Genomic DNA, 26,936 nt, shown 5'->3' with positions numbered 1-26,936 from the left:
ATGGACGAAGGATCACGCTTCGCGGGTCAGGTCCAGCAGTTGCCGTTCCAGCCGCCGGGCGGCGGGCACGTCGATGCCGACGCCCCACAGCGGCGCCGTGCTCGCGCCGTCCGCCGCCGCGACGACCAGGGTCACCACGTCGGGCGGCAGGCCGTCCGCGTGCAGGTCCGCGTCCCACCGCTCGGCGTCCGCGCGGGCCAGCTCGGCGACCTCGGGGATCGAGATCAGCTGGGCGATCAGCGCGATGTTCTCCCGGATCGCGACCTCGTCCTGGGACGTGTCCAGCGACGCCCGGACGTACGCGCGGGTCAGCCGGCCCGGCGCGGTGTCCGCCGGGTCCAGCGCGGCGGACACCTCCGCCCGGAACGCGTCGAGGAGGTCCTGGGCGAGCGCGCGCACCAGGGCGTCCTTGGCCGGGAAGTGGTACAGCAGCCCGCCTTTCGAGACCCCCGCCTGCCGGGCGATGTCGTCCAGCGACGCGGAGACCCCACGGGCGCGGATCGTCTTCCCGGCCGCGTCGAGCAGGGCCCGGCGCGTTTCTTCGGGGCTGCGCCCGGCTTTGCGAGGCATCGTCAGTCCTTTCCGGACGGGATCGTACGCCAGGCGATCAGCGCGGCAACGGCGGTGACGAGGGCCGCCGCGACCGACGTCACCTGCATGGCGCCGGTGAACGCCTGCCGGGCGCTCTCGGCCACCGGTGACGCCGGGTCGAGCACGGTCACCGCGGCCGCCAGCGACTCCCGGACCTCGGGCGCCACCGCCGGCGGCAGCAGGCCGCGGTAGACGAGCGTCACGAGCGAGCCGAGGAGCGCGATGCCCAGCGCCGCACCCAGTTCGTACGCGGTTTCGGAGATCGCCGACGCCGAGCCCGCCTTGTCCCGCGGGACGGCCGACAGCACCGAGTCCACGGTCAGCGTCAGCGCCAGCCCGACCCCGAGCCCGACCGGCACCAGCGTCAGGCCCAGCCAGATGTACTGCGGCGCCTGCTCGGTGACGGCGACCAGCAGCAGCCCCACGGCCGTGACGGCCAGGCTGACGGCGACCGCGCGGCCCCGGCCGAGCCGCGTGACGACCACGCCGACGGCGGCCACGACCACGATCGAGGCCAGCGTCGCGGGCATCTCCGCGAGCCCGGCCTGCAGCGGGCTGAACCCGCGGACCAGCTGCAGGTACTGCGAGAAGAAGAACAGCAGGCCCATCAGCGCGAAGACCGCGACGAAGTTCGCCACCACCGCGCCGCTGAAGGCGCCGTTGCGGAACAGCGTCACGTCGATCAGCGGGTCGGCCACCCGGCGCTGGCGGCGCACGAACAGCACACCCGAGACCAGCCCGATCACGGCCGTCAGCACGACCGGCGCGTCGACGCCCGAACCGATGGCGTGCTTGACCGCGTAGACCAGCGGCACGATCGCGGCCATCGACAACGCGGCCGACAGCAGGTCGAACCGGCCCGGGTTCGGGTCACGCGACTCCGGCAGCAGCCACGCGCCGGCGATGAGGAAGACGACGACGATCGGCACGTTGATGAGGAACACCGAACCCCACCAGTAGTGCTCCAGCAGCACGCCGCCGACGAGCGGGCCGAGCGCGATGCCACCACCGGAGCCCGCCGACCAGATCGCGATGGCGCGGGTGCGCTCGCGGGCGTCGGTGAACAGGGTGCGGATGATCGACAGCGTCGACGGCATGATCGTCGCCGCCGCGATCCCGAGCAGCAGCCGCGCGGCGACGAGCACGCCCGCGGTGGGGGAGAAGGCGGCCAGCGTGGACGCCACCCCGAACGCCGCGGTGCCGATGAGCAGCACCTTCTTGCGGCCGAACCGGTCGGCGAGGTTGCCCGCGGTGACGAGCAGGCCGGCCAGCGCGAGCGAGTAGACGTCGCCGATCCAGAGGATCTCGGTGGCGCTGGGGGAGAGCTCGCGGGTCAGGGACGGCACGGCGAGGTAGAGCACCGTGCCGTCGACGGCGAGCAGCAGCACGGCGCCGACCAGCACGCTCAGCGCGGCCCAGCGGCGGCGGTGGCTCAACGGTGCGGAGGTGGGCGCGTACGTGGTCATGCCAGTTACTGTACCGGCTGGACGGTACAGTAAGCCAGGTCAGACCGGTCACACCGCGCCGGGCTTGGACAGGAAGAAGTACGCGTAGTGCCGGTCGAGCGCGTTGTGCGGCACCAGCTGGACGGTCTCGGGCTTGAGCCCGCACCGCTCGGCGAGCTCCCAGAACGCCGCGATCGGGTAGGTCGTCATCTCGGCGAGCCCCGAGCGGTAGTTCCGCCGCCGCGGCCGGGTCCGCCAGCTGCCCGGGTCGTACTTGATCTGGATCAGCGCCAGGCCGCCGGGCGCGAGCAGCCGGGCCGCGATGCGCAGCAGGCGTTCGCCGTACTCGGGCGTGGGGATCAGCTCGAAGACGTAGAAGCTCAGGAAGACGTCGCACGGCTCGGTGATCTGCCGCAGCGCCGCCTCCGGCTCGTCGACGTCGATCGAGACCGGGGTGAACGGCGTCGCGCACGCGTCGGCGACCTCGCGCTCGCACTCCTTCAGCGTCTCGCCGGAGATGTCGACGCCGATGTAGTGCTCGGCGCGCGGGGCGAACGCGACGGCGTTGGCGCCGCCACCGCAGCCCCAGTCGACGATCCGGTCCCACGACCGGGTGAAGCCGGTCATCCGGGCGCCGCGTTCGAACAGCTCCAGGTGGTCGCGGCCGATCGCCGACCAGAGGTCGTTCTCCTGGAAGACCGGGGCGTCGCGCCAGTGGGAGTTCGCGCGCCACCGGTCGCCGGCGGGCTGGTGCCAGTAGTCCTGGGCGTCGGCCGCGATCCGGCGCTGCGACTGCGTGGCGCCGAGGGTCGCCAGGGACCGGTGGACGAGTTCTTCGGTGTGCCGGACGAGTCGTTTCGCCTGGTCAAGTGGGGTCGTGCGCATGATCGAGTCTGCGTCGCGGCGGCGGCCGCCGTGATCGGCCGGACGGCCTGATCATTCCGGGCCGGATGGCCCTACCGCGGCGCGCGGCGCGGGTACGCTGGAACCAGCGGAAGGAGGCGGACGTGACGCAGGAGGAACTGATCGTCGAGTTCGCCTTGACGCGCCTCGACCACCCGGACCTCGACCTCGAGGAGCTGGCCGCGCTCGTGGTGCGGCGCGGCGGCCCGGAGCGCGAGCTGGAGTTCGCGTCCCGGAACCTGGCCGATCGCGGCGAGCTGCGCGGGGCCGCGTTCCCGGCGGCGGTCGAGCACGTGCTGCGCGTGGTGCTGACCCTGCGCGGCCGCTCGGACTGACGCCGGTCCGAAGTGGACGCCCGGCTGTGTGGTCGTGTGACTGTGCGGCCCCTACGCCTCGCCTGCCGCGCGCCGCAGGCCCCGCCGGTCGAACACCAGGTCCCGGGCCGTGCCCAGCGCCGTCGCGATCGCGCCCGCCAGTACCGCGTCCTCGCCCAGCTGACCGGCCACGATCTCCGGGACCACCGGGATCGTCGCGGCCAGTGACCGCCGCATCGGTTCCGCCAGCAGGTCGGCGTTGCCGCCGATGCCGCCGCCCAGCACGATCAGCCGCGGGTCCAGCACCGCCGTCACCGCCGAAACCACGTACGCGAGCTTCTCCGCCTCGTCCTCGACCACCCGTACGGCCCGCTCGTCGCCCGCGCGGGCCAGCCGGAAGACGTCCTTCGCCGACCGCGCCTTCGTGAGCCCGTGCTCGTGGGCCGCGTCGACCACGGCCCGGCCCGCCGCCGCGGACTCCACCGGGCCGGGACGGCCGGCGTCGGCGCCGGTGGGCAGCGGACCGAACGGCAGGTCGGCGATCTCGCCCGCCGCGCCGTTCGCGCCGCGGAACAGCTTGCCGTCCACCAGCAGCCCCATCCCGATGCCGGTGCCGACGGTCAGGCACACCAGCACGTCGACGCCCAGCGCGGCCCCGAGCGCGTGCTCGCCGACCGCGCACAGGTTCGCGTCGTTCTCGACCACGACGTCCGAGCCCGCCCCGGCCAGCCCGGCGACGAGCTCGTGCAGCAGCCCGCGCCGCTCCCAGCCCGGCAGGTTGGGCGCGCGGTGCACCGTCCCGGTGGCCGGGTCCGGGACGCCGGGGGTGCCGACGACGGTCGAGACGACCTCGTGCGGGTCCAGCCCGGCCGACGCGACGGCGCGTTCGACGGCTTCGCTCACCGTGCGCACCAGGGCGCTCGCCGAGCGGCACCGGTTGGGCTCGTCGAGCCGCGCGACGATGCTGCCGTCGAGGTCCGCGACGGCGACGCGGATGACGCGCCGCCCGATGTCGACGCCGACGACGTGGCCCGCGTCCGGCGCGGCCTGGTAGACGACGGCCGCCCGCCCGGGGCCGGCCAGGCTGCGCCCCGTCGCCCGGACCAGGCCGTGTTGTTCGAGGTCGAGCAGGGCTTGCCCCACGGTCGGTTTCGACAGCCCGGTGTCGGCCGCGATCTGCGGTCGCGTCGCTTCCCCGTGCGCGCGAAGCCTTTCCAGCACAAGACGCTGGTTCAGCGCCCGCATGCCGGCCGGAGTCCCCACCTGCGGCCCGTTTTGGCCCACCAAGTCCCCATCTCCTGTCTGCGTTGCCGCAAGTTTACCCACGGACCTCTTTCGACCCCGCACGTTTTATGTTAAGAAACTTTACTAACTATCGGACGGAGGCACGTCGTGAGTTCACCCACTCGTTCAGGGGACTCCGGGGCCGCGGTTTCCCCGCAGCCCGCCCTCGAACGCAAGATCGGCCCGCTGCAGGCCACCGCGATCAACATGACCCAGATGTGCGGTATCGGCCCGTTCGTCACGATCCCCGCCATGGTCGCGACGATGGGCGGCCCGCAGGCGATGTTCGGCTGGGTCATCGGGGCGATCGTCGCGCTGGCCGACGGGCTCATCTGGGCCGAACTCGGCGCTTCGATGCCGGGCGCCGGCGGCACCTACATCTACCTGCGCGAAGCGTTCCAGTACCGCACCGGGCGGCTGATGCCGTTCCTGTTCGTCTGGAGCGCGGTGCTGTTCATCCCGCTGATCATGTCGACCGGCATCATCGGGCTGGTCCAGTACCTCGGCTACCTGATCCCGGGCGTCACCGACGACGGCGGGGTCACCGCGCTGGGCAAGATCATCGGCATCGGCGTCACGCTGCTCATCGTGCTGGCGCTGTTCCGCAAGATCGGCCAGATCGGCAAGCTGACCACGGTGTTGTTCGTGGTCATGCTGATCGCGGTGCTCACCACGATCGTCGCGGCCGCGACGCACTTCAGCGCTTCGCAGGCGTTCGCGTTCACGCCGGGCGCGTTCAGCTCCGCCGGCGACGGCACGTTCTGGGGCGGCCTCGGTGCCGGCCTGATCATCGCGATCTACGACTACCTCGGCTACAACACCAGCGCGTACCTCGGCGGCGAGGTCCGCACGCCGGGCCGGACGCTCCCGCGGTCGATCATCTTCTCGATCGTGGGCATCATGGCCCTGTACTTCCTGCTCCAGGTCGGTGTGCTCGGCTCGATCCCGCTGGAGGAGCTGAAGAACGCGACGTCGGTCGCCTCCACCGTGCTCGAACAGGCCTGGGGCACCACCACGGCGAAGATCGTGACCGTCTTCATCGTGATCGCGGCCGTCGGCTCGGTGTTCGCCGGCCTGCTCGGCGGTTCGCGCGTGCCGTTCGAAGCCGCGCGCGACAAGGTGTTCCTGTCGGTCTTCGCCAAGCTGCACCCGAAGCTCAACCTGCCGACCGCGGGCGTGCTCACGATGGGCGCCATCACGATCGTCGGCTCGCTGTTCACCCTGACCGACGTGATCAACGCGGCGGTCGCGACCCTGGTGATCATCCAGTCGCTGGCCCAGGTCGCCGCGATCGTCGTGCTGCGCCGCCGGCAGCCGGACCTCGAGCGGCCGTACCGCCAGTGGCTCTACCCGTTCCCGACGATCCTCGCGCTCGTCGGCTGGGTCTACATCTACATCTCCGCGACCTGGCTCTCGATCGGGCTGTCGGTGGGCTGGCTCGTCCTCGGCGGGATCGCCTACCTGATCTACGCGAAGACCGAGAAGACCTGGCCGTTCGGGCCCAAGGAGATCAAGGAAGCGTTCGCCGACACCGAAGGGGCTCACGCATGACGAAGTCGCCCAAGGCCAGGATCGCCGCCGTCACGGCGTTGCTCCTGGTGCCCGGGGTGCTGAGCGTGGCCGCGCCGGCCGCCGCTCAAGAACCCGCTCAGCAGGAAACGGCCAGGCCGCACGGCTTGAGCACCCTCGGCGCGCACGGCTGGCAGGTGCTGACCACCGCGAGCGTCAAGGACGGCGGGGACAAGGTCTCCACGCCCGGGTACGCCACCCGCGGCTGGCTGCCGGTGAAGCCCGACGACGCCGGCGCGCCCGGCACCGAGATCAACGCGCTGGTGCAGAACGGCAAGTGCCCGGACGTGTTCGTCTCGGACAACATGCGCAAGTGCTTCGGGTACGTCACCTCGGTCGGCCCCGTCGTCACCAAGCCGTTCTCCGACCCGTGGTGGTACCGCACCGACTTCACCCCGGACTTCCACGCAGGCCAGAGCGCGAAGCTGACCATCCCGGGCATCGTCGGCGAGGGCGACGTCTGGGTGAACGGCAAGCTGGTGGCGTCGAAGGACATCGTGAGCGGCGCGTACGCCGGGCACACCTTCGACGTCTCGAAGCTGGTGAAGCCGGGCAAGAACACCCTGGCGATCAAGGTCTACCCGAACGACCCGTCGAAGATGTACACCCTCGACCAGGTCGACTGGGGCCAGATCCCGCCGGACAACAACACCGGCATCCAGTTGCCGCCGACCTTGCAGGTGTCCGACGCGCTCACCGGCGACAACGCCCACGTCGTGCAGGACAACGCGGCCGACCTGTCCAGCTCCTCGCTGAAGGTGAAGGTCGACGTCACGAACAACGCGGCCACCGCGCAGACCGGGGACGTCGCCGCGACGATCACGCCGCCTTCGGGCGCGCCGATCGTCGTCAAGCAGCGCGCGACGATCCCGGCGAACACCAAGCGGACCGTGACGTTCGCGCCGGTGAAGATCAGCAAGCCGCGCGTCTGGTGGCCCTACTCGATGGGTGACCAGCCGCTGTACACGCTGACCACCGCGGTCTCGCAGAACGGGACGCTGTCGACGTCGTCGAAGAGCACCTTCGGCATCCGCACGGTGACCTCGCGGCTGGTCGGGAAGTCGGTGCCGCTGCCCGAGGGCGCGCGCCAGTTCGCCGTCAACGGCAAGGACTTCGTGTTCCGCGGCGGCGGCTTCGCCCCGGACCTCTTCCTGCGCTACGACAAGGCCGACACCGCCCACCAGATCGCGCTGATCAAGAACATGGGCCTGTCCGGCGTCCGGCTCGAGGGCCACGACATGCCGCAGGACTTCTACGACCAGGCCGACCGCGCCGGGCTGCTCGTGATCGGCGGGTTCATCTGCTGTGACGCCTGGCAGCCCGAGGACGCCTCGACGCTGACCGAGCGCGACTACCGGATCATGCACGACTCGGCCTACACCATCGGGCAGATGGAGCGGAGCCACCCGAGCGTCTTCAACTACGGCTGGAGCGACAACGAGCCGGTGCCGCGCCAGGAGAGCGAGACGCTCAAGGCGTTCAAGGAAGCCGACTTCCAGGTGCCGGTGATCGCCTCGGCGGAGTACAAGAGCACGCCGACCCTGGGCAACTCGGGGGAGAAGGAAGGCCCGTACGACTGGGTCCCGCCGTCCTACTGGTACGACACGTCGCACTTCGACGCGGACGACTCCTCGCGGACCAACGCGGGCGGCTCGTGGGGCTTCGCGAGCGAGCAGAGCGCCGGGCACACCGTGCCGACGCTCGACTCGATCAAGCGGTTCCTCTCGCCGACCGAGCAGGCGAAGCTGTGGCAGGACCCGGCGTACAACCAGTACCACGCCAACTTCGAGCCCGACCACGGCGGCTACGCGTTCGGCACGCTGTACACGCTCGACCAGTCGATCACCCAGCGGTACGGCAAGTGGAACTCGCTCAAGTCCTATGTGGACCTCGCGAACATCGCGAACTACGAGAACACCCGCTCGCAGTTCGAGTCCTTCCTGCACCACTCGACGGACAAGGACAACCCCGCGACGGGCGTCGTCTACTGGCAGCTGAACAAGGGCTGGCCGACGCTGCTGTGGTCGCTCTACAACGACGACGGCGACCAGGCCGGCGCGTTCTTCGGCGCCAAGAAGGCCAACAAGCCGCTGCACGCGATCTACGGCTACGACAACGGGTCCGTCACCCTGGACAACCTGGGCGCCGGTACGCAGAACGGCCTTTCGGTGCAGGCCCGCGTGCTGGACACCGCGGGCAAGGTGCTGGACGACCAGACGGCGTCCGGGCTTTCGCTGGGTTCGCAGGGCGTCAAGACCGGCGTCCTCAAGCCGAAGGTGCCGGCCGAGACGAAGGCGCCGGCTGCCGCGAAGGTGTATTTCGTCGAGCTGCAGGTGAAGCAGGGCGGGAAGGTCGTCGACCGGAACGTCTACTGGCTGTCCACGCAGAAGGACGTCGTCGACTGGGGCAAGACGCTCGGCAACCCGCAGGCCACGCTGTCGCAGTACAGCAACCTGCAGGCGCTGCAGGACCTGCCGAAGTCGCAGGTCAGCGCCGTCGCGTCGACGAAGCCGGGGCGTGGGCCGGACGGCGACGACACCGTCACCACGGTCACCGTGACCAACACGTCGAAGACCCCGGCGGTCGGCTTCTTCCTGCGGGCCGACGTCCGCCGCGGCACGCCGGACGGGCACGAGGCCGGCGGTGACAACCAGCTCGCGGCCGCGACCTGGGACGACAACGACATCACGCTGTGGCCGGGCCAGTCGCAGACGCTGACCGTCACCTACAAGGCGGCCGACCTGCGTGGCGCCGCGCCGGTGATCAGCGTCGACGGGTTCAACACCGGCCGGATCGTGGTGGGGGCGGCCGGCGGGCACGGCCACCACGGGGACGCGGCGGTGCCGCCGCAGATCGAGGGGACCAGGGAGTGAGTGACAACCGGATTCTCGGGATCGACTTCGGCGGCACGAAAGTGGCGCTGGGGCTCGCCGACGACGACGGGAACCTGCTGGCCACCTGCCGGCTGGACACCGACGCGCAGGCGGGAGCCGACCAGGTGGTCGTGCGGGCGCTCGCCGGGGCTCGTTCGCTCCTGACCGAGGCGGGCGCAGTGCCCACCGCGATCGGCGTCGTCAGTCCGGGGATCGTGCTGCCGGATCGGATCCTGCTCGCGCCGAACGTGCCGGGCTGGGAGCAGCTGCACCTGGCGGAGCTGGTGGCGGCGGAGTTCCCGGACGTGCCGATCTCGGTCGGGACCGACGCGAAGGCGGCGGCACTCGCGGAATGGCGGTGGGGCGCGCTGGCCGGGACCGATCCGGCCGTGTTCCTCTCGCTGGGCACCGGTATCGCCGCGGCGGTACTGGTCGGTGGCCGGTTGCTGACCGGCGCCAACGGAGCTGCGGGTGAGATCGGGTACAACCTGCTTTCACCGCAGGACACCGAGGGTTTCGCCAGCGGAGCGGCGCCGCTGGAGGAAGCCGTCGGTGGGCGTGGGCTGGGCGGCCGGGCGAGCAGTCTGCTCGGCCGCCCGGTCACCGCGGGCGAGCTGTTCGCCCTCGCCAAGGAGAACGCCGAGGCCAAGGAACTGGTGACCGCGGCGCTCGACGAGCTGTCGATGCACGTGGCGAACCTCGCGCTGGCCCTGGACCCCCAGCGCATCGCGGTGGGCGGCGGCCTGGTCCGCTCGGCGGACGTGCTGCTGCCGGCACTGGCGTCCCGCTTGGCGCACGCGGTCCCGTTCCCCCCGGAGCTGGTGGCGGCGCGTTTCGACCAGGACGCGGCACTGCTGGGCGCGATCGCCCTGGCCCTGGGGGATCAGTAACGACCGGGTGGCGTGCCGGTGCCCCGACCCGGCACGCCACCCGGTATCAACCCTGAGCCGTACTCGCCTTGGGGGTCGTGAGTGTTTAGAGGGGTTCTAACCCGCCTAAACACTCACGACCAGCTGCGGCAGACCTTCCGGGCCGGCATGCGGCGTCAGGCTTCGGCGGCGGCCAGTTCGGTGCGGCGGAAGGCCTCCGGCGACAGCTGGAACCACACGAGGACCGCGCTCACCGCCTGGATCGCCGCGACCATCACCCACACCCCGCGCAGGCTCCAGTGGGCCGCGACCAGACCGCCGGTCAACGCGCCCAGCGGCGTCAGGCCCCAGGCCAGCGCGCGGTGGCTCGTCAGCACCCGGCCCAGCAGCGGGGCCGGCGTGAAACGCTGGCGGCTCGACTGCGAACAGACGTTCCAGACCAGCACCGTCGAGGTCATGAACACCAGCACCGCCCCGATCAGCGGCGGCCACGGCGGCAGCACGGCCAGCAGCAGCGGCGACACCGCGCCCAGGCCCTGCGCGAGCCGCATCGACCACGAGTAGCCGAGCCGGTCGACGATCCGCTGCACCACGAACGACGACAGCACCCAGCCGACCGCGAGACACGCCAGCAGCAGCCCGTACCCGACCGAGCCGACGTGCAGGATCTGCGTCGCGTACAGCACCAGCATGGAGCTGCTGGCACTCGCGGCGAACGAGCCCAGCGCGACGTTGATCGTGATCGACCGCAGCAGCGGCGTCCGGACCAGGTGGGTGAGCCCGGCCGAGAGGTCACGCAGCGGGTGCGTCCGCGCGGCGACGATCGACTCGGACGGGATCCGTCGCGCCAGTACCAGCGCGACCAGCGCGAACGCGGCGGCCAGCCACGCGGGCGCCCCGGTGCCGACGGCGATCAGGAACCCGGTCGCCGGCGGCACGATGAACTGCACCACGCCCCGGTCGATCACCGTCAGCCGCGCGTTGGCGTGGGCCAGCCGGTCGGGCGCGACCAGTTCGGGCACGAGCGCGCCGCTCGCGCCGTCGCCGAGCACCTGCGCGGAGGTGATGACGAACGCGATGACGAGCAGCGCGGGCAGCGTCAGCGCCCCGGCCGTGGTGATCGCGCCCAGCACCAGCGCGGTCCCGACCTGCACGGCGTACGCCCAGGCGAGCACGGTGGTCCGCCGCACGCGGTCGATGAGCACCCCGGCGAACAGCGACAACAGCAGCCACGGCGCCTGCCCGAAGACGTTGACCAGCGACACCTCGCGCGGATCGGTGGTGATCGACACGGCCAGCAGGGGCAGCGCCGCCAGCAACAGTCCCTCACAGGCCGAACCGGACACCGCGACGGCCTGCAGCCGCACCCATCTGCTGGTCATGATCGTTACCTTGCCTAACGATCGCGCCCGACCCAAGCGATTTACGCTCTAGGCTGATCACCGTGGATCAGCTCCGGGTGCCGTCGCCGCTGGTCGAGCTGCGGGAACCCGGCCTCGGCGTGCGCGTCTTCCTCAAGCGCGACGACCTGATCCACCCCGAGCTGCCCGGCAACAAGTGGCGCAAGCTCAAGCACAACCTCCGCGACGCGGCCGGCGCGAAGAGGCTGCTGACGTTCGGCGGCGCCTACTCCAACCACCTGCTCGCCACGGCCGCCGCCGGGCACTACTTCGGCTTCGAGACGATCGGCGTCGTGCGCGGTGAGGAGCACCGGCCGCTCAACGACGTCCTGCGCGCGGCCGTCGCCCACGGCATGGCGCTGACCTACCTCGACCGCACGGCGTACCGCGCGAGGGCCGAGGCACTGCCCGCCCTGCGCCGCCGGTGGGGCGAGTTCTTCCTGATCCCGGAAGGCGGCGCGAACCCGGCGGGCGTGCGTGGCTGCGCGGAGCTGGTCGCCGAGATCGACGTCCCGTTCGACGTCGTCGCCTGCTCGTGCGGCACCGGCACGACGCTGGCCGGGATCGCCGCCGCCCTCGCACCGGGGCAGCGCGCCCTCGGCTTCTCCGCGCTGAAAGGCGGCTTCCTCGACGCCGACGTCACCCGCCTGCAGACCGAGACCTACGGCGGCCGTCGCGGGGACTGGTCGATCGACGCGGACTTCGCGTTCGGCGGCTTCGCCCGCCGCACCCCGGACCTGGACGCGTTCATCGACGGTTTCGAGGCCCGGCACGGCCTCCGGCTCAACTGGGTCTACGAAGCGAAGATGGTGTACGGCCTCCTGCAGCGGATCCGCCGTGGCGGCTTCGCGCCCGGGACGACGATCGTGGCCGTCGTCGCCGGGTAGGTCAGCGGCGCACCCGGGTCGACTCGCGGACGACCAGCTCCGGGGTGAACACCACGGCCTGCCGTTCCGTCTTCGTGTCCGCCGTCTCGGCCAGCAGCAGCTCCGCCGCGGTGCGCCCGAGGCGTTGCGCCGGCTGCCGGACCGACGTCAGCGGGACCGCCGCCGCGCCCGCGAACTCGATGTCGTCGTAGCCGACGATCGCCATCTCCTCCGGGACGCGCACGCCCGCGCCCACCATCGCCTGCAGCACGCCCAGCGCGAGCAGGTCGTTGGCGCAGAACACCGCCGTCGGCCGGGGACTCATGCCGAGCAGCCGGGAACCCGCGTCGCGCCCCGAGGCGACGTCCAGGCCGAGCCCCTCCAGCACCGTCAGCTCCGCCGCCGAGCTCCCCAGCACCGAGTGGACGCCCTGCTCGCGGTCGCGGCACTGGGCGAGGATGGCCGGGCCGTTGACGAACGCGATCCGCTCGTGGCCGGTCTCCAGCAGGTGCCGGGCGCCGAGCGCGCCGCCGGCGATGTCGTCCACCGCCACCGAACTCGCTTCGGACGTCGGGGCCTTGCGGTCGACGAAGACGTACGGCGTGCCACTGCGCCGGAACGCGTGCAGCGCCTCGCTCGTCGCCCCGACCGGGCTCAGCAGCACCCCGCGGACCCGCTGCTCGGCGAACATCGCCAGGTATGACGCTTCGAGGTCGGAGCGCTGCCCGCTGTTGCAGGTGATGATGTTGAGGCCTTCGGCGTGCGCTGCCTGCTCGGCGCCGCGGGCGACGTCGACGAAGAACGGGTTCCCGAGGTCCAGCACCAGCAGCCCCATGATCCGGCTGCTGCCGGCGCGCAGCTGCCGCGCGGACTCGTCGCGGACGTACCCGAGCTCTTCGATGACCGAGAGCACCCGGTTGCGGGTGGCGGTCGCGACCACGTGCGGCCGGTTGACCACATTGGACACCGTGCCGATCGAGACGCCGGCCTGCTTGGCGACGTCCTTGATGCCGACCACCGAACCCCCTCGCTGAGAAAGGGTCAGCCTAGCACGCGGATGAAACGTTTCAGCGAATGTCTCACCGCGGTCATTTCCCACCGTTCGTCGCATGATCGCGGTACTAGGATTCGTCTCGCGTTCCTGCCACTGGGAGGAGTCCGGGTGCGGATCTTCACGATCGTCCTGTCGCTGGTGCTGATGACCGGAATGTCGGGGGCGGTCGCCTCGGCCGATCCCGTCCTCGAACACGACACCGACGATCCCGTGCCGGCCGCGCCCGCGGTGACGCGGCCGGACACGCAGCACTGCACCGTCACGCTCGCCGACGCCTTCCGCTCCAACGCCGCCGACGGCGCCTCGCAGTTCTACCAAGGCACCCTCACGCCGCCGAAGGCGTGCGCCGGGCCGTGGGCGAAGGTCGTCATGGACCAGACCGTCACCGTCAGCGGGCGGCAGTACGACCGGATCGGCGACCTGAAGATCGGCGACGCCGAGGTCTGGTGGGGGACCACCGAAGAGCCCAGCGGTGAGGGCAACCGCCCGATCACCTACCACTTCGACAAGGACCTCACGCCGTACGCCGCACTGCTGCGCACCCCGCAGCCCTTCCGCGGCGGCATCGAGAACTTCACCTCCGACGTCTACACCGGCGTCTACGCCCAGACCGTCACGCTCACCTACTACCGCGCCGACCGGAAGCACCCGGCGCCCGACGTCGCCGACCACGTCGCCGGGCTGGGCCACGCCGACGCGACCCCCGCGGCGCCGACCGTCCACTTCACCGCGAAGGACCTGCCGCGCAACATCACCCGCGCGCAGCTCGAGGTGACCCTCGAAGGCCACGCCTGCGACGAGCAGTGGTTCGACGACGTCCCCGACGAGGTCTCGGCGAAGTACCCGGCGGCGGGGATGTGCGGCCACGGGCCCTACCGCGAGGCGAACTTCGCGATCGACGGGACGGCCGCCGGCTCGGCGTTCACCTTCCCGCACATCTACTCCGGCGGCATCGTCCCGCAGCTGTGGCGGCCGATCGTGGCGATCGACACGTTCAGCCTGCACGCCGAGACCTACGACGTCACGCCGTTCGTGGGCAAGCTCGTCGACGGCGGCGCGCACGACCTGTCGTTCACCGTGCCGGACATCGGCGGCGAGTGGACGGTCGTGCCCACCCTGCTGCTCTACACCGACGACCACGCCGCGCGGACGTCCGGCGCGCTCACCCAGGACGACGTCGCGGCGGCGCCGGTCCGGCAGACGACGGTGAAGGACATCGCCGGCGGCGTCAACGCGACCGTCACGGCGAAGCGCCACGACGTCACCGCGGGCTACGTCGACACGTCGGCGGGACGCGTCTACACCCGCGTCGAGCGCACCCGCGACTACCGCAACAGCGACGACGTCACCGGCGGCGGCTTCACCCAGCACGTCGTCCAGGCCGACGCGGGCCAGCAGACCTCGACGTCCACTGTGGACGGCCGGGTGCGGACGGCGGATCGGCACACCTGGTCCTACCCGCTGACCACCGACGCCACCGCGAACATCACCGACGACCAGAACCTGCGGATCTCTGGCGCCGCCGAGATGACCAAGATCCTCGGCGACCTGACCGGCGACGGCCGGTCGTGGCGCCCGGTGCGGGCGTCGCGGGAGTGGCTGTCCGCGTCCGGCGTGCTGGCGCGCACGAACGGCGTCAACACCGAGGCGGACGGGCAGTCCAAGACGCTCTACACGGGAGCCGACGACGCGGGCCGGCCGTACCTGCACTACATCGCCGGCCAACACGGACGGATCACCGAAAACCGGGAGCTACCGCCGCGAAGGTGAACCCCGTCTCGCTGCCGCTCACCCGATCGGGCTAGTGGGGTACTGTCGGAGACATGGGGAGTCTCCGCTCACGAGTCCTGGGCTGGGTCGGCCGACGCTACCTCGCGCGGCAGTCGAAAAAGGGCTTCGACCTCGAGAAGATGTCGTCCTTCCTGCCGGATTCGGCGCTGCTGCCGCTCAAGCGCGAGGGTCTCGACCCGGTCGCCGAGCTGGCCGCGACCAGGGCCGAGGCGCCGATCAGCAAGCTCGACCTGCCGTTCGGGATGAACGCCTGGCTGGTCACGGGGTACGACGAGGCGAAGGCCGTCCTCGGCAAGGTGACCGGGTTCTCCAGCGACTTCACCAACCTGGTGGGCAGCGCCGGGGTGACCGAGGACCAGAACCCGGGCGGCCTCGGGTTCGCGGACCCGCCGGTGCACACCCGGCTGCGCAAGCTGCTCACGCCCGAGTTCACCATGCGCCGGCTGGGCAGGCTGACCCCGCGCATCGACGAGATCGTCGCCGAGCAGCTCGACGCGATGGCCGCCACCGACGGCCCGGTCGACCTGTGGCAGGCGTTCGCGCTGCCGATCCCGTCGCTCACCATCTGCGAGCTGCTCGGCGTGTCCTACGAGGACCGCGAGGACTTCCAGCGGCTCAGCACCGCGCGTTTCGACCTGTTCGGCGGCGCCAGCGCGTCGCTCGGCGCGATGACGGAGTCGCTGACCTACCTGCTCGACATCGTGAAGAAGCAGCGCGAAGAGCCGGGCGACGGCCTGCTCGGCATGCTGATCAAGGAACACGGCGACGAGATCTCCGACCGCGAGCTGGCCGGGCTCGCCGACGGCGTGCTCACCGGCGGCCTGGAGACCACAGCGAGCATGCTCGCCCTGGGCGCGCTGGTGCTGCTGCGCGACGAGAAGGCGTTCGACGCCGTCCGCGGCGACGACGAGTCCGTGCACCGTTTCGTCGAGGAGCTGCTGCGCTACCTGACGGTCGTCCAGATGGCGTTCCCGCGGTTCGCCAAGCAGGACATGGAGATCGGCGGCGTCCACATAGCCGAGGGCGACATCGTGCTGGTGTCGCTGTCGGTCGCGGACCGCGACCCGAAGCTGGGCCCGGACATGGAGAAGTTCGACGCCACCCGCGAGCCGACGTCACACTTGGCGTTCAGCTACGGCATCCACCGCTGCATCGGCGCCGAGCTGGCCAGGATGGAGCTGCGCACGGCGTACCCTGCCCTGGTGCGCCGGTTCCCGAACCTGCGCCTGGCCGTGCCGGCCGAGGAGCTGGCGTTCCGCAAGGTGTCCATTGTGTACGGCCTGGACGAACTCCCGGTCCTGGTCGACTGAGCCCCTGCCTGGCCGTCCTTTGTGGACTGTGTCGGCCACCGGGGCTCGGATGGTCACCGCGGTCAGGTCCAGTTGCCCTCGGTGGGGCGGGTGTCGGGTACGTCCGGGTCGTACTCGAACGGGATGGCGACCAAGCCGGCGAAGGTGAAGGCCAGGCAGTTGCCGTGTTCGAGGCAGCGCCGGGCTTTCCAGCCGAGCAACGCCGCCGACCCGCGGATGACGGTGATCGGCCAGGGGCCCAGGACCGGGGAGAAGATCCAGATCCAGTCACCGACCTTGGCCGTTGCATCGGCGATCTTCGCCGTCTCCTCCCTGGTGCACTTGACCTCCATGTAGCCGGACCTGGGCGTGGTCCCGTAGTGGATGTGCGGCACGGTCAGCCTCCCTCGACGCTCCGGAGCGCTCGCCCGGGCAGTCTCCGAGCCGACCGGGCTCGTTACGGCCTACGGCGGATCGACACCCGCATCGTGCCGAACCGGCCCGCCGCCGGCTGTCGGCGAGCGCCTCGGGGTTCGGGTGGTCGAGGCCAGTGACGTGGGCAGCGCGAGGCCGGTCGTCGTGGTGAGGCGGTTACGCAGATCGACCGCGGTCAGCGAGTCGAAGCCGAGGTCACGGAGCGCGCGGCCCGCCGGCGGTGGCGTCCGGCAGGTCGGAGGGCGCGATAACCCGGTCTTGGCGGAAACGCCGCGGAGGCGTGGTTATGGGTCGCGCGAGACCGTGCGGAGCGGTTAGGCCATGGCACACGCTCAGGCTGCTGCGGAGCGTGGTTGTGAGTCGGGAGAGGCCACGCGGCGGGATCCGCGGACCCGGAGAAAGCCGCCGCAACGGTCCTGCATCGGCCTCGCCCAGCCGAGCGAGGCGCGCGTCGCGATCCCCACGACGGCCCCAGGTGGCAGTGGGCCCACGGAACCCTCAGTTCACCCCGCGCGGCCGGAACTGCACGCTGATCCGCGGCCCGACCGGCTTGGCCGTCTTCGGGATCGAGTGCTCCCACGTGCGCTGGCAGCTGCCGCCCATCACGAGGAGGTCGCCGTGGCCCAGTGGGCGGGCCAAGGTCTTGCCGCCGCCTCCGCGTGGGCGTAGTGCCAGGGTGCGGGCCGCGCCGACCGAGAGGATGGCGATCATCGTGTCCTCGCGGGCGCCGCGGCCGATGCGGTCGCCGTGCCAGGCCACGCTGTCCCGGCCGTCGCGGTAGTAACACAAGCCCGACGTGCGGAACGGCTCCCGCAGCTCGCGCAGGTAGTGCTTGCTCAGCGCCTCCCGCGCCGCGGTGAGCGCGGGGTGGGGGAGCGGCACGTTCTCGCGGTAGTAGCTCAGCAGCCGCGGCACGGCGACGACCCGGTCGTACATCTTGCGCTTCTCGGCCTGCCACGGCACGCCTTCGACGAGCGCGGCGAAGAGCTCGTCGGCACCCTCGAGCCAGCCGGGCTGGATGTCCACCCACGCGCCCGCCCCGAGGTCGGTCCGCTCCGGGGCGAGCGGGCGCAGCGAAATCGAGCCCTGGGTGCCGAACAGCGAAGACTGGAGACCCGGGTTCATGACCTCACCTTACACCAAGATCGAACACCTGTTCTAGTGAATCTCAGTGCGCGACGTCGTAGACGAGCTTCTGGACGCCGTTGCCGTAGGCCTCGCTGCTGACCAGCTTGAGGTTCTGCTTGTCCTTGTCGGTCCCGCTGAACAGCCGCTTGCCCGCGCCGAGCAGGACCGGGAAGACCAGCAGGTGGTAGCGGTCGATCAGGCCGGCGTCGGCCAGTGCCTGGTTCAGTGCGGCGCTGCCGTTGACGATGATCGGCCCGCCCTCGGTCTCCTTGAGCGCGGCGACGTCGGCCAGCGAGCGGAGGATGGTCGTCTCGCCCCAGTTCGTCACCAGGTCGGACTCCTGCAGCGTGGTCGACACGACGTACTTCGGCATCGCGTTGTAGCCGGCGAACTCGACGGTCATCCCCGGCCACACCGGCGCGAACGCCTGGTAGCTGACCCGGCCCAGCAGCAGGGCGGTGGCTTCCTCCTGCTCGCTGCCCTTGATCTCGTACGCGGCGGGGTCGAACTCGACGTCCTTGAAGGTCCAGCCCGAGTTGCGGTAGCCCGGCTCGCCGCCGGGTCCTTCGACGACGCCGTCGAGCGAGACGAACGAGGTGGAGATCAGGGTGCGCATGCGGTGCTCCTCGGGGTTCCGATCTTGCTTCTGCCAGTGTGTCGAACGGCGGACGCCGGATTCGACAAGCCGCGCCCGAAAACTTCCGACGCACCCTGCCGGGTGGAAGTGGGTCTTGTCCGCGGGCCGCCCGGGCTCGTACAGTCTTCCTCAGCCGGGCAAAGGTCTGAACCTGTGACCGGTCACCGCCGCCTCTCGTCACACAGGAGGTTGGACGGTGCGCAGACTTCGCGGTGCGGGAGTGCTCGTGACGGTCGCGGCGGGGCTGGCGGTGCTCGCCCCGACGGCGGAAGCCCAGGTCGGAGGCGGTACGTGGACCTCGGACTCGCCGGGCTACAAGACCCAGAACGTCGGCTGCGGCTCGACGTCCGGGCTCACCTTCAAGCTCACCTGCTCCAGCAGCAGCGGTGAGCAGCGGGCGGAACGCCGTTACGACACCTACACGGGCGGCACCCACCAGTTCGAGGGCTCCTTCAAGATCACCAGCATGACCGGCACCCGGATCAGTCTCAAGCAGACCTTCCGGGACGGCTCGGACTCCGGGCCGTACTTCCTGCTGGCGGTCGAGAAGGGCGGCCGGATGTACGCCGTGGAGGGCGGGGCGACGCTGGGCAGCGGCGCGACCGTCGGCACGTCGGTGAAGGTCAACACGATCAACCAGGTGGGCAGCTCGCACAAGGTGTACCTGAACGGCTCGCTGAAGCAGACGATCTCGAGCCCGAGCGGCAGCTACTACGACAAGTTCGGCAGCTACCGGACCTCGAGCGGCGCGGGCCCGATCACGGTGACGTGGAGCGGCGTCAAGTTCTGGCACAAGTAGGCGAGATGGGGTCTGACCTGCTGTTTTGTAGTTGTTGATCTGGTCGGGCCGTCGCTAGGCCGTCTCGGGATCTTCAAGCCGTGCCGCCCCGGTGTGGCGTGGCTTGAAGATCCCGTCGGCTGCTTCGCGCGCCCGGCGGTGGCTCGACGGGACCAAGTGGGTGTAGATCCGGAGCGTGTAGCCCGGGTCGTGGTGACCGAGGTACTCGGCAAGCTCCTTGGCCGACACCCCCGACGCCAGTGCGATCGATGCGTAGAAGTGCCTCATGCCGTGCATCCCGTCCCGTCGCCTAACGTAGTCGAGCTTGGCTGGTTCGAGCGGCGGCAGTTTCGCGGTGCGCGGTCGTCGTGCTCCGCGACCAGGAGCTGTTCCGCGGGCGAGGACGTTATCGATCACCTGAAGGAAGCCACAGTGCCACGCTTGGCGTCCGCTGTCTGCTCCAGGCCTGCGGCTTCGGCCACGTGCTCATCGAGCTGCTCGCGGTCGTCGCCGCACACCATCGCTCGGTTCGGTGACCGCCTCCCTGCGGTGGCCGGCGCGACTCAGCGGCGGAGGATGCCCAGGGCCACGGCGGTGGCGACGGCCGCCGTGCGTGAGTCGACGGCGAGCTTGGTGTAGATGCGGGCCAGGTGGGACTTGACGGTGCCTTCGGTGAGGTGGAGGCGGGCGGCGACGGCCTGGTTGGACAGGCCGTCGGCGACCAGGGCGAGAACCTCGGTCTCGCGGCGGGTCAGCGCGGTGCCGGGGACGCGCAGCCGGGCCATCAGCCGCTCGGCGACCGACGGGGCCAGGGTGGTGCGGCCCGCGGCCGCGGTGCGGACGGCGGCCGCCAGCTCGTCCGGCGGGGCGTCCTTGAGGAGGTAGCCGGTGGCGCCGGCTTCGATGGCGGGCAGCGTGTCGGCGTCGGAGTCGTAGGTGGTGACGACCACGACCCGCGGCGCGCCCGGCCGGGCGGTGATCGCGGCGGTGGCCTCGGCGCCGCCCATGCCCGCGCCGAACTGCAGGTCCATCAGCACGACGTCGATGTCGCCCGCGGCGGCGCGGGCGACCGCGGCCTCGGCGGTGGTGGCTTCGGCGACCACGACCATGCCGGGCTCGGTCTCCAATACGGCCCGCAGCCCGGCCCGGACGACGGGGTGGTCATCGGCCAGCAGGAGCCGGATGGGCGTGCCGGTCACCGGGGTGCCTCGGGGTCGGTGTGGGGGAAGGGAAGCCGGGCCAGGAGGGTGGTGCCGTGGCCGTGGGCGGACTCGACGGTGAACTCGCCGCCGAGCGAGGCCAGCCGGGCGCGCATCGCCGCCAAGCCGAAGCCACCGCTTTCGGGAGCGTCAGCGGGGTCGAAGCCCGTCCCGTCGTCGGCGACTTCGAGGGTGACGTCGTCGCGGCCGTAGCCGAGGGTGACGTCGACGGAGCCGGCGCGCGCGTGCTGGACGGTGTTCGCGAGTGCGGACTGGGCGACCCGCAACAGGGCGACGTCGTGCGCGGTCGGCAGGGGGACCGCGACGCCGCCGAGGTGGCAGCGCGCCGTGATCGGGTGGCGCGCGGAAGTGGTGGCGCACAGCCGTTCCAGCGCGCCGCCGAGGGTCGTGCCGTCCAGCGCGGGCGGGACGAGCGCGGCGACGAACCGGCGCGCTTCGGCGAGGTTGTCCACAGCGGCCTGGCGGGCCTGGACGACGTACCGGGCGGCGTGCTCCGGGGTGCCGGGCAGGGCCCGTTCGGCGGCGCGCAGCAGCAGCTGGATGCTGGAGAGCCCCTGGGCCAGGGTGTCGTGGATCTCGCGGGCCAGCCGCTCCCGCTCGGCCAGCACGCCGGCCGCGTGCTGCACCTCGGCGAGGTCGGCGCGGGTCGCCGTGAGCTCGGCGATCAGCTCGCGACGTCGATCGCTCTCGCGGTACAGGGTCTGGTACCCCCGGACGACGGCGACGGCCACGGCGGCGCCGAGAGCCGGGCCGATCACCGCGGCCGGGGTGAAGCCGCCCTGGTGGACGGCGAACGCGGTGATCGCCGCCGCCGCGGTGGCAGTCACGGCGGAAAGTCCCGCGGCGCGGGGGAGCAGGTGGAGCTGGAGGAAGTACAGGGGAAAGGCGACCCAGACCCCGTCGGCGGCGAAGACCAGCAGCACCAGCCAAGCGACGCCGACCGCGGCCAGCCACCCGGCCGCTGCCCAGCGGGAGCGGCGGATCACCGGCAGCAGCGGGCCGATCGCGTACACCAGAGCGCACACCGAAGCCGCGGCGACGGTCGCCCCGGCGGAGGCATGGTCACCCGTCACCGCCCGGACGGCGGCCAGCGCGAGCAGGCCGACGATCAGCAGGTGCAGGCACCAGGCGAGAGCCTGGGTCGTCGGGGTCGGCGGCGGAGTGGTCGTGTGCACGGTCCGCTCAGCCTAAGCGAGCCGGCGCCGGGGCGCCTCTGTCGAAAGGTACAACCGGCGTGGCGCCTTCCGGCTCGTGAAGTGCCGTCCTGCGCGCGATGCCGCGGAACGTCCCGGGAGGCGACGGTGGAGGCACATCGCTTCCGTCGTGAAAGGACAGTCTCCTGTGTTCGTCGCCTGGAGGGACCTGAAGTTCGCCAAGGGGCGGTTCGCCTTGATGGGGACCGTGGTCGTGCTGATCACCCTGCTGGTCGGCTTGCTGTCCGGCCTCACCGCCGGCCTGGGGCAGCAGAACGTCTCGGCGATCACCGGGCTGCCCGCCGACATGATCGTGTTCGGCGGTGGCGGGGAGAAGCTCTCGTACGCCGATTCGGCTGTCACCGCCGGGCAGCAGCGGCAGTGGGCCGCCACCCCGGGTGTCGCCGCGGCCGAACCGCTGGATATCACGACGGTCAAGGCCGCCGCCGGCGGCAAGAGCACCGGCGTTTCCGCCTTCGGCGTCGAGCCCGGTTCCGGTCTCGCGCCGGACAGCGGAAAGCTCGACGACCGCTCGGTGGTGCTGTCCGGGCCGGCGGCCGACGCCCTCGGCCTGCACCCCGGCGACCACGTCACGCTCAGCGGCCACGAGCTGGCCGTAACCGCGGTGGGGGGCGACGCCTCGTTCAGTCACCTGCCGGTGATCTGGACGAGCCTCGGGACCTGGCGGACGCTGGTGCCGCCCACCGGCGACGTGACCGCGACCGTCCTCGCGCTGACCACGTCGTCCGGTGTGGACACTGTGGACACCGCGGCCGTAGATCGCGCGGCGGGCACGAGGACGGTGGCGACCGGCGACTCGCTGTCCGCGATCGGCTCCTACACCTCCGAAAACGGTTCGCTGCAGCTGATGCGCGGCTTCCTGTTCGTCATCTCCGCCCTCGTCGTCGGGGCGTTCTTCACCGTGTGGACCATCCAGCGCAGCGGGGACGTCGCGATCCTCAAGGCGCTCGGCGCCGGCACCGCCACGCTCGTGAAGGACGCCCTCGGCCAGGCGGTCGTCCTCCTGGCCGGCGGCACGCTGATCGGTACCGGCCTCGCGGTGGGCCTCGGCGCCGCCCTCGCCGGTTCCGCCGTACCGTTCCGGCTCGACCCGGGCACGGTGCTGGTCCCCGCGGCCGTGCTGATCGCGCTGGGCGCGCTCGGCGCCGTCCTCGCCGTCCGCCGCATCACCTCCGTCGACCCGCTGACCGCCCTGGGGAGTGCCCGATGAGCCTCGACCTGTCCGATGTCACCTTGACCTACCCCGACGGCGACTCCCGCCTGACCGCGCTCGACCGGGTCAGCCTGCACGTGCCCGCCGGCACCGTGACCGCCGTGCTCGGGCCGTCCGGCTCCGGCAAGTCCAGCCTCCTCGCGGTCGCGGCCACGCTGATCACCCCGGACACCGGCACGGTCGTCGTCGACGGCGTCGCCACCGCAGGGCTGTCCCGGGGCGAGCTGGCTGCGCTGCGCCGCCGCAAGGTCGGCATCGTCTTCCAGCAGCCGAACCTGCTGCCGTCGCTCACCGCCGCCGAGCAGCTGGAGGTGCTGGCGAGGCTCGACGGCCGGTCACCGGCGAAGGCCCGCGAACGGGCCGCGGACCTGCTGGCCGCCGTCGGGCTGGGCGACCTGGCGGGGCGGCGTCCCCACCAGCTCTCCGGCGGTCAGCGGCAGCGCGTCAACGTCGCTCGCGCGCTGGTGAACACCCCGGGTGTGCTGCTGGTCGACGAGCCCACCAGCGCGCTGGACCACGACCGGGGCGCCGCGATCATCGACCTGATCACCCGGCTCACCCACCAGCAGGCGACGGCCACCGTGCTGGTCACCCACGACCGCGGCCACCTCACCGCGGTCGACCGGATCGCCGAAGTCCGCGACGGACGCCTGGCCGCCCCCGTGGCCGGGAACGCCGGCTGATGTCGGCTCCGGTGCGTCTGGGCCGGGTCGCTCTGTGCGGGTTCGCGCCGGTCACCCGGTCGGCACGCCCGCCGGTTCCTGTTCCATGTTTCGGCGTAGGGCGGCCACGGCGGTGGCCAGCTGGTCCAGCGACCGCGCCGACAGAGGGCCGGAAAGCCAGCGCCGCAAGCCGTCGTCGAAGGTGAGGGTGGTAGCGGTCAGCAGCTTGGCGTTGCTCTTTGGTGTGCGGCGCGTAGCGTGCGGGCGCGGTGGAGGCGGGCTCCAGCAGATCGGGTGAGACGGCAGGCAGCCGGCGGGACAACGGCTCGTCCGCGGTAGCGGTGTCGCGGAGCTCGAACCGAGGGATGAACCGGACACGCTCGGGCCACGCCCGCGGTGGAGGGCCGGTTCCGGTGTCATCGTTCCGGTGTCATCGAGGTGCGGGCCGGAGGTGGACGGGCAGGCTGGTATGTCCGTTGGACAGGAACGTGGGCAGGGTGGTCAGTTTCTCCGGGGGCACGGCGAGGGACAGGTCCGGGAAGCGGTCGAACAGCGCCGGGAGCGCCACTTCGGCTTCGAGCCGGGCCAGCGGCGCGCCCGGGCAGTGGTGCACGCCGTAGCCGAAGGTGAGGTGCGGTGCGGCCGCGCGGGTGATGTCGAACTCGTCGGCGGTGTCGCCGTGCTGGGCGGGGTCGCGCCCGGCGGCGCCGAAGCCGACCAGGATCGCGTCGCCGCGCCGGATCATCGTGCCGTCCACCTCGATGTCCTCGACCGCGTACCGCAGCGGCGTGTACGGGATCGGCGCCTGCCAGCGCAGCGTCTCCTCCACCACGGCGGTCCAGGACTGTCGCCCGGACCGGACCAGGGCGAGCTGATCAGGGTGGGTCAGCAGCGCGGTGACGGCGTGGTCGAGCAGGTTCACGGTGGTCTCGTGGCCGGCGGTCATCATCAGCATCAGCGTGTCGACGAGCTCGGTTTCGGTCAGCGCGCCGTCCCGGTCGTCGCGCGCGGCGATCAGGGCGCTGGTCAGGTCGTCGGCGGGCGCCGCGCGCTTCTGCGCGATCAGGTCGGTGAACAGGGCGTACGCCACCGCCACGTTCGCCTGCGCCTGTTGCGCGGTGATCGCGCTGTCGAAGAAGCCGTCCACTACTTCGCGGATCCCGGCCTGTTTGTCGCCCGGGACGCCGAACAGCCGGCAGATGACCTCGATCGGCAGCGGGTAGGCGTACCGTGCCCGCAGGTCGACGGGCGTATCACCGGGATCTGCCTCGATGGCGTCGAGCAGGTCCCGGGTGATTTCTTCGACTTTCGGGCGGAGCGCCTCGGTGCGGCGGGCCGTGAAGGCGGCGGCCGTCAGGGAACGCAGCCGCCGGTGGTCGGCACCGTAGGCGGTGAACATGTTCCGGATCGACACCCAGATCCGCAGCGGCCAGTCTTCGGCGATTTCCCCGTTGATGAATGCGGGCCAGTGCTGCAAGGCGTCCTTGGACACCCGGGGGTCGGCCAGCAGCCGACGCAGGACATCGTTTCCGGTAGCGGCCCAGGCCGGAACGCCGCCGGGCAGTTCGATCCGGGTGACCGGCCCCCGTTGCCGCAGCCGGGCGCCTTCGGCGTGCACGTCGGAGGCGTTGACGTCGAGCGTGATCGGCTGTTCCACTCTCATTCTCCCCCCGCCGGTTCTCGCATGGACCCGGCCGAACTCGGATACGGAATACCGGCTGCGGATCAGTGCGTGTCCAGGATGCAGATCACGGTCACTCCCTTGCGAACCGGTGTTTCCGGCGTTGCCGCGGACCGCGACCGTGCCGCCGCCGACTCACGGGTTGCCGTAGAACGGCGCGGCGGCGAATGAGCCGCAGTTGTTCCAAGACTCGCCTCAAGGCGCGACCCCACCGGTGGGATTCACTGAACAAAGTGCATTTAGACCCCGCACTGCAGTGATCCAGCACGTAGCCTTCCGGTTTCCCGTTATGGTTTCACCCCCAACGATCGCCCGGAAGACAGCATTAACAATTGTGCCACCGCGAGGACTCGCCTCGCGTGCCCTCAACGAGTGAAATGACGCGCGACCGGCGCTAATCGGCCATCCCAGTGAAGTCACCCGCGTGGGGGATATTGGCGCCTGGGTCAGGTGAACGATGGGTGACCAATGCGGTTTCTCGACGGGGCAGTCCGAGTTTCCGCCCGCCCCAGCTACCGTGCGGAGCAAGCTGCAGGGAACTCTCTCTGTGCTGGGCGTTCACGCCGTCGGATCCTTCGCTCAAGCGCGGTGCCGACGTCAGGTCCGCGCTCTACACCAGCGCGGCCGGTTCGGACGGCGCTTTCACCCCGTCGTTCGACCACCCTTCGGTCCGCGGTGACCTGGTGTTGTCCACCGACGCCTCCGGTCACCAGGCCGGTGAGCTGCGGACGTACGACCCGTACGGCCAGCCGCTCAAGACGGACGGCGTGGTCGACCCGCAGAACGTGCCGGACAACTCGCCTGGCTCGATGGACTACGGCTGGCTCGGTGAACACCAGCGGGCCTACGATGTCTTTGGTGCAGATGGGCGCCCGCCCGTACAGCCCGCTGCTGGGCCGGTTCCTTTCGGTCGACCCGGTCGAAGGCGGCGCCGACGCCGCGACCGCGTCCCGGACGTTCGGCTACGACCCGAGCGGGCGGATGACCTCGGCCGCTACCTCCGAGGCCGGAGTGACCGGGCATTCCGACCACCAGGCGGCGTCCAGCGAAACGTTCACCTACAACGACCGCGGGGCGCTGCTCACGGCGAGCTTGACCACGCTTGGCCCTTACGTCAGGGATTCCGGCCCTAGCTCGACTCCGCCACACAAACGATGAGAGGAACTTCAAAGGGACATGATCCAGCTATCGCTTCGGACGTGTCATGAGACGGGCGGCAGCGCGAGCCAATCCCGCCAGGCAATGTCGCGACCCAGAAAGCGGGGCCGGCGGAAGGGCCAGTCGGCGGCGATCCAACGCGGCACCAGCGCGTCGAGCGCACGCTCCACGTCGCTGCCGGCGAGGTCGTCCACCACCCACCACGCCACCTCGCCGTCGGAACCGGTGCGCTCGGGCGGGTCGATGTACACGCAGCCGAGGATCGCGGTCTCCTCGTCGTCCAGCAGCGCATAGTTGAACGACTGATGCGCGGCTATCTCCTTCTCGTGCCGCAACAGGTCGAGGCGGTCCTCCTCGTACGTCATCGTCTCCCTGGGCCAAGACCAGGCCGGGCCGAAGATCCCCCACAAGCGCTCCCGGGAGCCCATCACAGCAGGGTAATCGAGAGCGGTGTCCGTCTCCCGGATCGGCCGCAGGTGAAGCCCGGTGTCGAGCACGGGCGTGTAGACGGGGTGGACGAAATCGTCAGGCAGCCAGCTCATAGCAGCCGACGCTACACACC

26 protein-coding genes are annotated in these 26,936 nt (G+C 71.2%); 11 read left to right on the top strand and 15 right to left on the bottom strand.

Translation table 11 applies throughout. The annotated features are described in order from the left end of the window. Positions 1-12: 12 nt before the first annotated feature. The 3 genes from OG570_RS40990 to OG570_RS40980 are packed head-to-tail and all read right to left on the bottom strand — an operon-like array spanning position 13 to position 2,921. Entirely contained in the window at positions 13-570 is a 558-nt protein-coding gene (locus tag OG570_RS40990) for a TetR/AcrR family transcriptional regulator (protein ID WP_326954151.1), read from the bottom strand. 2 nt (positions 571-572) lie between these two features. After that, positions 573-2,057 carry an MFS transporter gene (locus OG570_RS40985; protein WP_326954150.1) on the bottom strand — a complete coding sequence of 495 codons (1,485 nt, stop codon included), beginning with the start codon at positions 2,055-2,057 and terminating at the stop codon, positions 573-575. A gap of 48 nt (positions 2,058-2,105) precedes the next feature. Further along, a complete protein-coding gene (locus OG570_RS40980) occupies positions 2,106-2,921 on the bottom strand; it encodes a class I SAM-dependent methyltransferase (protein ID WP_247050469.1) in 816 nt (271 codons plus the stop codon). A gap of 122 nt (positions 2,922-3,043) precedes the next feature. Here OG570_RS40980 and OG570_RS40975 point away from each other — a divergent pair, with 122 nt between their 5' ends. After that, complete coding sequence (locus OG570_RS40975) at positions 3,044-3,274, top strand: hypothetical protein (protein ID WP_247050471.1); 231 nt, start codon at positions 3,044-3,046, stop codon at positions 3,272-3,274. 51 nt (positions 3,275-3,325) lie between these two features. Here the strand turns inward: OG570_RS40975 and OG570_RS40970 are convergent, their stop codons facing one another. Continuing rightward, positions 3,326-4,498, bottom strand: a complete 1,173-nt coding sequence (locus tag OG570_RS40970; RefSeq protein WP_326960296.1) for an ROK family transcriptional regulator — start codon at positions 4,496-4,498, stop codon at positions 3,326-3,328. A 147-nt stretch (positions 4,499-4,645) separates the two neighbouring features. Here OG570_RS40970 and OG570_RS40965 point away from each other — a divergent pair, with 147 nt between their 5' ends. Genes OG570_RS40965 through OG570_RS40955 form a run of 3 tightly spaced genes read left to right on the top strand, consistent with a single transcriptional unit; the run spans position 4,646 to position 9,869 of the window. Next, the gene (locus OG570_RS40965; RefSeq protein ID WP_326954149.1) at positions 4,646-6,088 is read left to right on the top strand and encodes an APC family permease; all 1,443 of its coding nucleotides are present in this window, start codon (positions 4,646-4,648) and stop codon (positions 6,086-6,088) included. Then, the gene (locus OG570_RS40960; RefSeq protein ID WP_326954148.1) at positions 6,085-8,979 is read left to right on the top strand and encodes a glycosyl hydrolase 2 galactose-binding domain-containing protein; all 2,895 of its coding nucleotides are present in this window, start codon (positions 6,085-6,087) and stop codon (positions 8,977-8,979) included. The genes OG570_RS40965 and OG570_RS40960 overlap by 4 nt, the downstream gene beginning before the upstream one ends. Then, positions 8,976-9,869, top strand: coding sequence for an ROK family protein (locus OG570_RS40955; protein WP_326954147.1), 894 nt, complete (start codon positions 8,976-8,978; stop codon positions 9,867-9,869). The genes OG570_RS40960 and OG570_RS40955 overlap by 4 nt, the downstream gene beginning before the upstream one ends. A gap of 155 nt (positions 9,870-10,024) precedes the next feature. On the opposite strand, the gene OG570_RS40950 is transcribed toward OG570_RS40955, so the two are convergent. Beyond that, complete coding sequence (locus OG570_RS40950; RefSeq protein ID WP_247050481.1) at positions 10,025-11,230, bottom strand: MFS transporter; 1,206 nt, start codon at positions 11,228-11,230, stop codon at positions 10,025-10,027. A gap of 62 nt (positions 11,231-11,292) precedes the next feature. On the opposite strand from OG570_RS40950, the gene OG570_RS40945 reads away from it, so the two are divergent. After that, positions 11,293-12,135: a 1-aminocyclopropane-1-carboxylate deaminase/D-cysteine desulfhydrase gene (locus OG570_RS40945; RefSeq protein WP_326954146.1), complete on the top strand. Its 843-nt coding sequence runs from the start codon at positions 11,293-11,295 to the stop codon at positions 12,133-12,135. 1 nt (position 12,136) lies between these two features. On the opposite strand, the gene OG570_RS40940 is transcribed toward OG570_RS40945, so the two are convergent. Next, positions 12,137-13,132, bottom strand: a complete 996-nt coding sequence (locus OG570_RS40940) for a LacI family DNA-binding transcriptional regulator (protein ID WP_326948565.1) — start codon at positions 13,130-13,132, stop codon at positions 12,137-12,139. A 144-nt stretch (positions 13,133-13,276) separates the two neighbouring features. Between OG570_RS40940 and OG570_RS40935 the strand changes: the two genes are divergently transcribed. Beyond that, positions 13,277-14,938, top strand: a complete 1,662-nt coding sequence (locus tag OG570_RS40935) for a peptide-N4-asparagine amidase (RefSeq protein WP_326954145.1) — start codon at positions 13,277-13,279, stop codon at positions 14,936-14,938. A 53-nt stretch (positions 14,939-14,991) separates the two neighbouring features. Then, on the top strand, positions 14,992-16,269 hold the full coding sequence (locus OG570_RS40930) for a cytochrome P450 (protein WP_247050488.1): 1,278 nt from the start codon (positions 14,992-14,994) through the stop codon (positions 16,267-16,269). A 62-nt stretch (positions 16,270-16,331) separates the two neighbouring features. On the opposite strand, the gene OG570_RS40925 is transcribed toward OG570_RS40930, so the two are convergent. From OG570_RS40925 to OG570_RS40915, 4 genes are all read right to left on the bottom strand, one after another. After that, positions 16,332-16,643 (bottom strand): hypothetical protein, encoded by a 312-nt coding sequence (locus OG570_RS40925; RefSeq protein ID WP_326948568.1) that lies wholly within the window; start codon positions 16,641-16,643, stop codon positions 16,332-16,334. Between the two features lie 69 nt (positions 16,644-16,712). Further along, a complete protein-coding gene (locus tag OG570_RS48480) occupies positions 16,713-16,847 on the bottom strand; it encodes a hypothetical protein (protein WP_442788350.1) in 135 nt (44 codons plus the stop codon). Positions 16,848-17,181: 334 nt separating this feature from the next. Next, on the bottom strand, positions 17,182-17,808 hold the full coding sequence (locus tag OG570_RS40920) for an alpha-ketoglutarate-dependent dioxygenase AlkB (protein WP_326954144.1): 627 nt from the start codon (positions 17,806-17,808) through the stop codon (positions 17,182-17,184). A gap of 43 nt (positions 17,809-17,851) precedes the next feature. After that, on the bottom strand, positions 17,852-18,427 hold the full coding sequence (locus OG570_RS40915) for a dihydrofolate reductase family protein (RefSeq protein WP_247050492.1): 576 nt from the start codon (positions 18,425-18,427) through the stop codon (positions 17,852-17,854). A 217-nt stretch (positions 18,428-18,644) separates the two neighbouring features. Between OG570_RS40915 and OG570_RS40910 the strand changes: the two genes are divergently transcribed. After that, a complete protein-coding gene (locus OG570_RS40910; protein WP_371827507.1) occupies positions 18,645-19,247 on the top strand; it encodes a hypothetical protein in 603 nt (200 codons plus the stop codon). Positions 19,248-19,301: 54 nt separating this feature from the next. Here OG570_RS40910 and OG570_RS40905 read toward each other — a convergent pair whose 3' ends face one another. From OG570_RS40905 to OG570_RS40895, 3 genes are all read right to left on the bottom strand, one after another. Then, complete coding sequence (locus OG570_RS40905) at positions 19,302-19,514, bottom strand: hypothetical protein (protein ID WP_326954143.1); 213 nt, start codon at positions 19,512-19,514, stop codon at positions 19,302-19,304. Between the two features lie 275 nt (positions 19,515-19,789). After that, positions 19,790-20,425, bottom strand: a complete 636-nt coding sequence (locus OG570_RS40900) for a response regulator transcription factor (protein ID WP_326954142.1) — start codon at positions 20,423-20,425, stop codon at positions 19,790-19,792. Then, entirely contained in the window at positions 20,422-21,621 is a 1,200-nt protein-coding gene (locus OG570_RS40895; RefSeq protein WP_326954141.1) for a sensor histidine kinase, read from the bottom strand. The genes OG570_RS40900 and OG570_RS40895 overlap by 4 nt, the downstream gene beginning before the upstream one ends. 166 nt (positions 21,622-21,787) lie before the next feature. Here OG570_RS40895 and OG570_RS40890 point away from each other — a divergent pair, with 166 nt between their 5' ends. Both OG570_RS40890 and OG570_RS40885 read left to right on the top strand, forming a co-directional pair. Continuing rightward, the gene (locus OG570_RS40890) at positions 21,788-22,870 is read left to right on the top strand and encodes an ABC transporter permease (protein WP_326954140.1); all 1,083 of its coding nucleotides are present in this window, start codon (positions 21,788-21,790) and stop codon (positions 22,868-22,870) included. Then, positions 22,867-23,556, top strand: coding sequence for an ABC transporter ATP-binding protein (locus OG570_RS40885; RefSeq protein WP_326954139.1), 690 nt, complete (start codon positions 22,867-22,869; stop codon positions 23,554-23,556). The genes OG570_RS40890 and OG570_RS40885 overlap by 4 nt, the downstream gene beginning before the upstream one ends. 409 nt (positions 23,557-23,965) lie before the next feature. Here the strand turns inward: OG570_RS40885 and OG570_RS40880 are convergent, their stop codons facing one another. After that, positions 23,966-25,198, bottom strand: coding sequence for a cytochrome P450 family protein (locus OG570_RS40880; RefSeq protein ID WP_442788225.1), 1,233 nt, complete (start codon positions 25,196-25,198; stop codon positions 23,966-23,968). Between the two features lie 867 nt (positions 25,199-26,065). On the opposite strand from OG570_RS40880, the gene OG570_RS40875 reads away from it, so the two are divergent. Further along, on the top strand, positions 26,066-26,374 hold the full coding sequence (locus OG570_RS40875; RefSeq protein WP_326954137.1) for a hypothetical protein: 309 nt from the start codon (positions 26,066-26,068) through the stop codon (positions 26,372-26,374). Between the two features lie 44 nt (positions 26,375-26,418). Here OG570_RS40875 and OG570_RS40870 read toward each other — a convergent pair whose 3' ends face one another. Further along, positions 26,419-26,916 (bottom strand): N-acetyltransferase, encoded by a 498-nt coding sequence (locus tag OG570_RS40870; RefSeq protein WP_326954136.1) that lies wholly within the window; start codon positions 26,914-26,916, stop codon positions 26,419-26,421. Positions 26,917-26,936 lie beyond the last annotated feature (20 nt).

This window comes from Amycolatopsis sp. NBC_01286, from assembly GCF_035982555.1.
In the GTDB taxonomy this organism is placed as follows: domain Bacteria; phylum Actinomycetota; class Actinomycetes; order Mycobacteriales; family Pseudonocardiaceae; genus Amycolatopsis.
This window is presented reverse-complemented; position numbering and strand designations above follow the sequence as displayed.

Bases quoted from the DNA above. Each gene is read 5' to 3' on its own strand.
- OG570_RS40990 (WP_326954151.1), bottom strand. From the start codon at position 570: ATGCCTCGCAAAGCCGGGCGCAGCCCCGAAGAAACGCGCCGGGCCCTG.
- OG570_RS40985 (WP_326954150.1), bottom strand. From the start codon at position 2,057: ATGACCACGTACGCGCCCACCTCCGCACCGTTGAGCCACCGCCGCCGC.
- OG570_RS40980 (WP_247050469.1), bottom strand. From the start codon at position 2,921: ATGCGCACGACCCCACTTGACCAGGCGAAACGACTCGTCCGGCACACC.
- OG570_RS40970 (WP_326960296.1), bottom strand. From the start codon at position 4,498: ATGCGGGCGCTGAACCAGCGTCTTGTGCTGGAAAGGCTTCGCGCGCAC.
- OG570_RS40960 (WP_326954148.1), top strand. From the start codon at position 6,085: ATGACGAAGTCGCCCAAGGCCAGGATCGCCGCCGTCACGGCGTTGCTC.
- OG570_RS40950 (WP_247050481.1), bottom strand. From the start codon at position 11,230: ATGACCAGCAGATGGGTGCGGCTGCAGGCCGTCGCGGTGTCCGGTTCG.
- OG570_RS40930 (WP_247050488.1), top strand. From the start codon at position 14,992: ATGGGGAGTCTCCGCTCACGAGTCCTGGGCTGGGTCGGCCGACGCTAC.
- OG570_RS40920 (WP_326954144.1), bottom strand. From the start codon at position 17,808: ATGAACCCGGGTCTCCAGTCTTCGCTGTTCGGCACCCAGGGCTCGATT.
- OG570_RS40915 (WP_247050492.1), bottom strand. From the start codon at position 18,427: ATGCGCACCCTGATCTCCACCTCGTTCGTCTCGCTCGACGGCGTCGTC.
- OG570_RS40905 (WP_326954143.1), bottom strand. From the start codon at position 19,514: ATGAGGCACTTCTACGCATCGATCGCACTGGCGTCGGGGGTGTCGGCC.
- OG570_RS40885 (WP_326954139.1), top strand. From the start codon at position 22,867: ATGAGCCTCGACCTGTCCGATGTCACCTTGACCTACCCCGACGGCGAC.
- OG570_RS40880 (WP_442788225.1), bottom strand. From the start codon at position 25,198: ATGAGAGTGGAACAGCCGATCACGCTCGACGTCAACGCCTCCGACGTG.
- OG570_RS40875 (WP_326954137.1), top strand. From the start codon at position 26,066: ATGTCTTTGGTGCAGATGGGCGCCCGCCCGTACAGCCCGCTGCTGGGC.
- OG570_RS40870 (WP_326954136.1), bottom strand. From the start codon at position 26,916: ATGAGCTGGCTGCCTGACGATTTCGTCCACCCCGTCTACACGCCCGTG.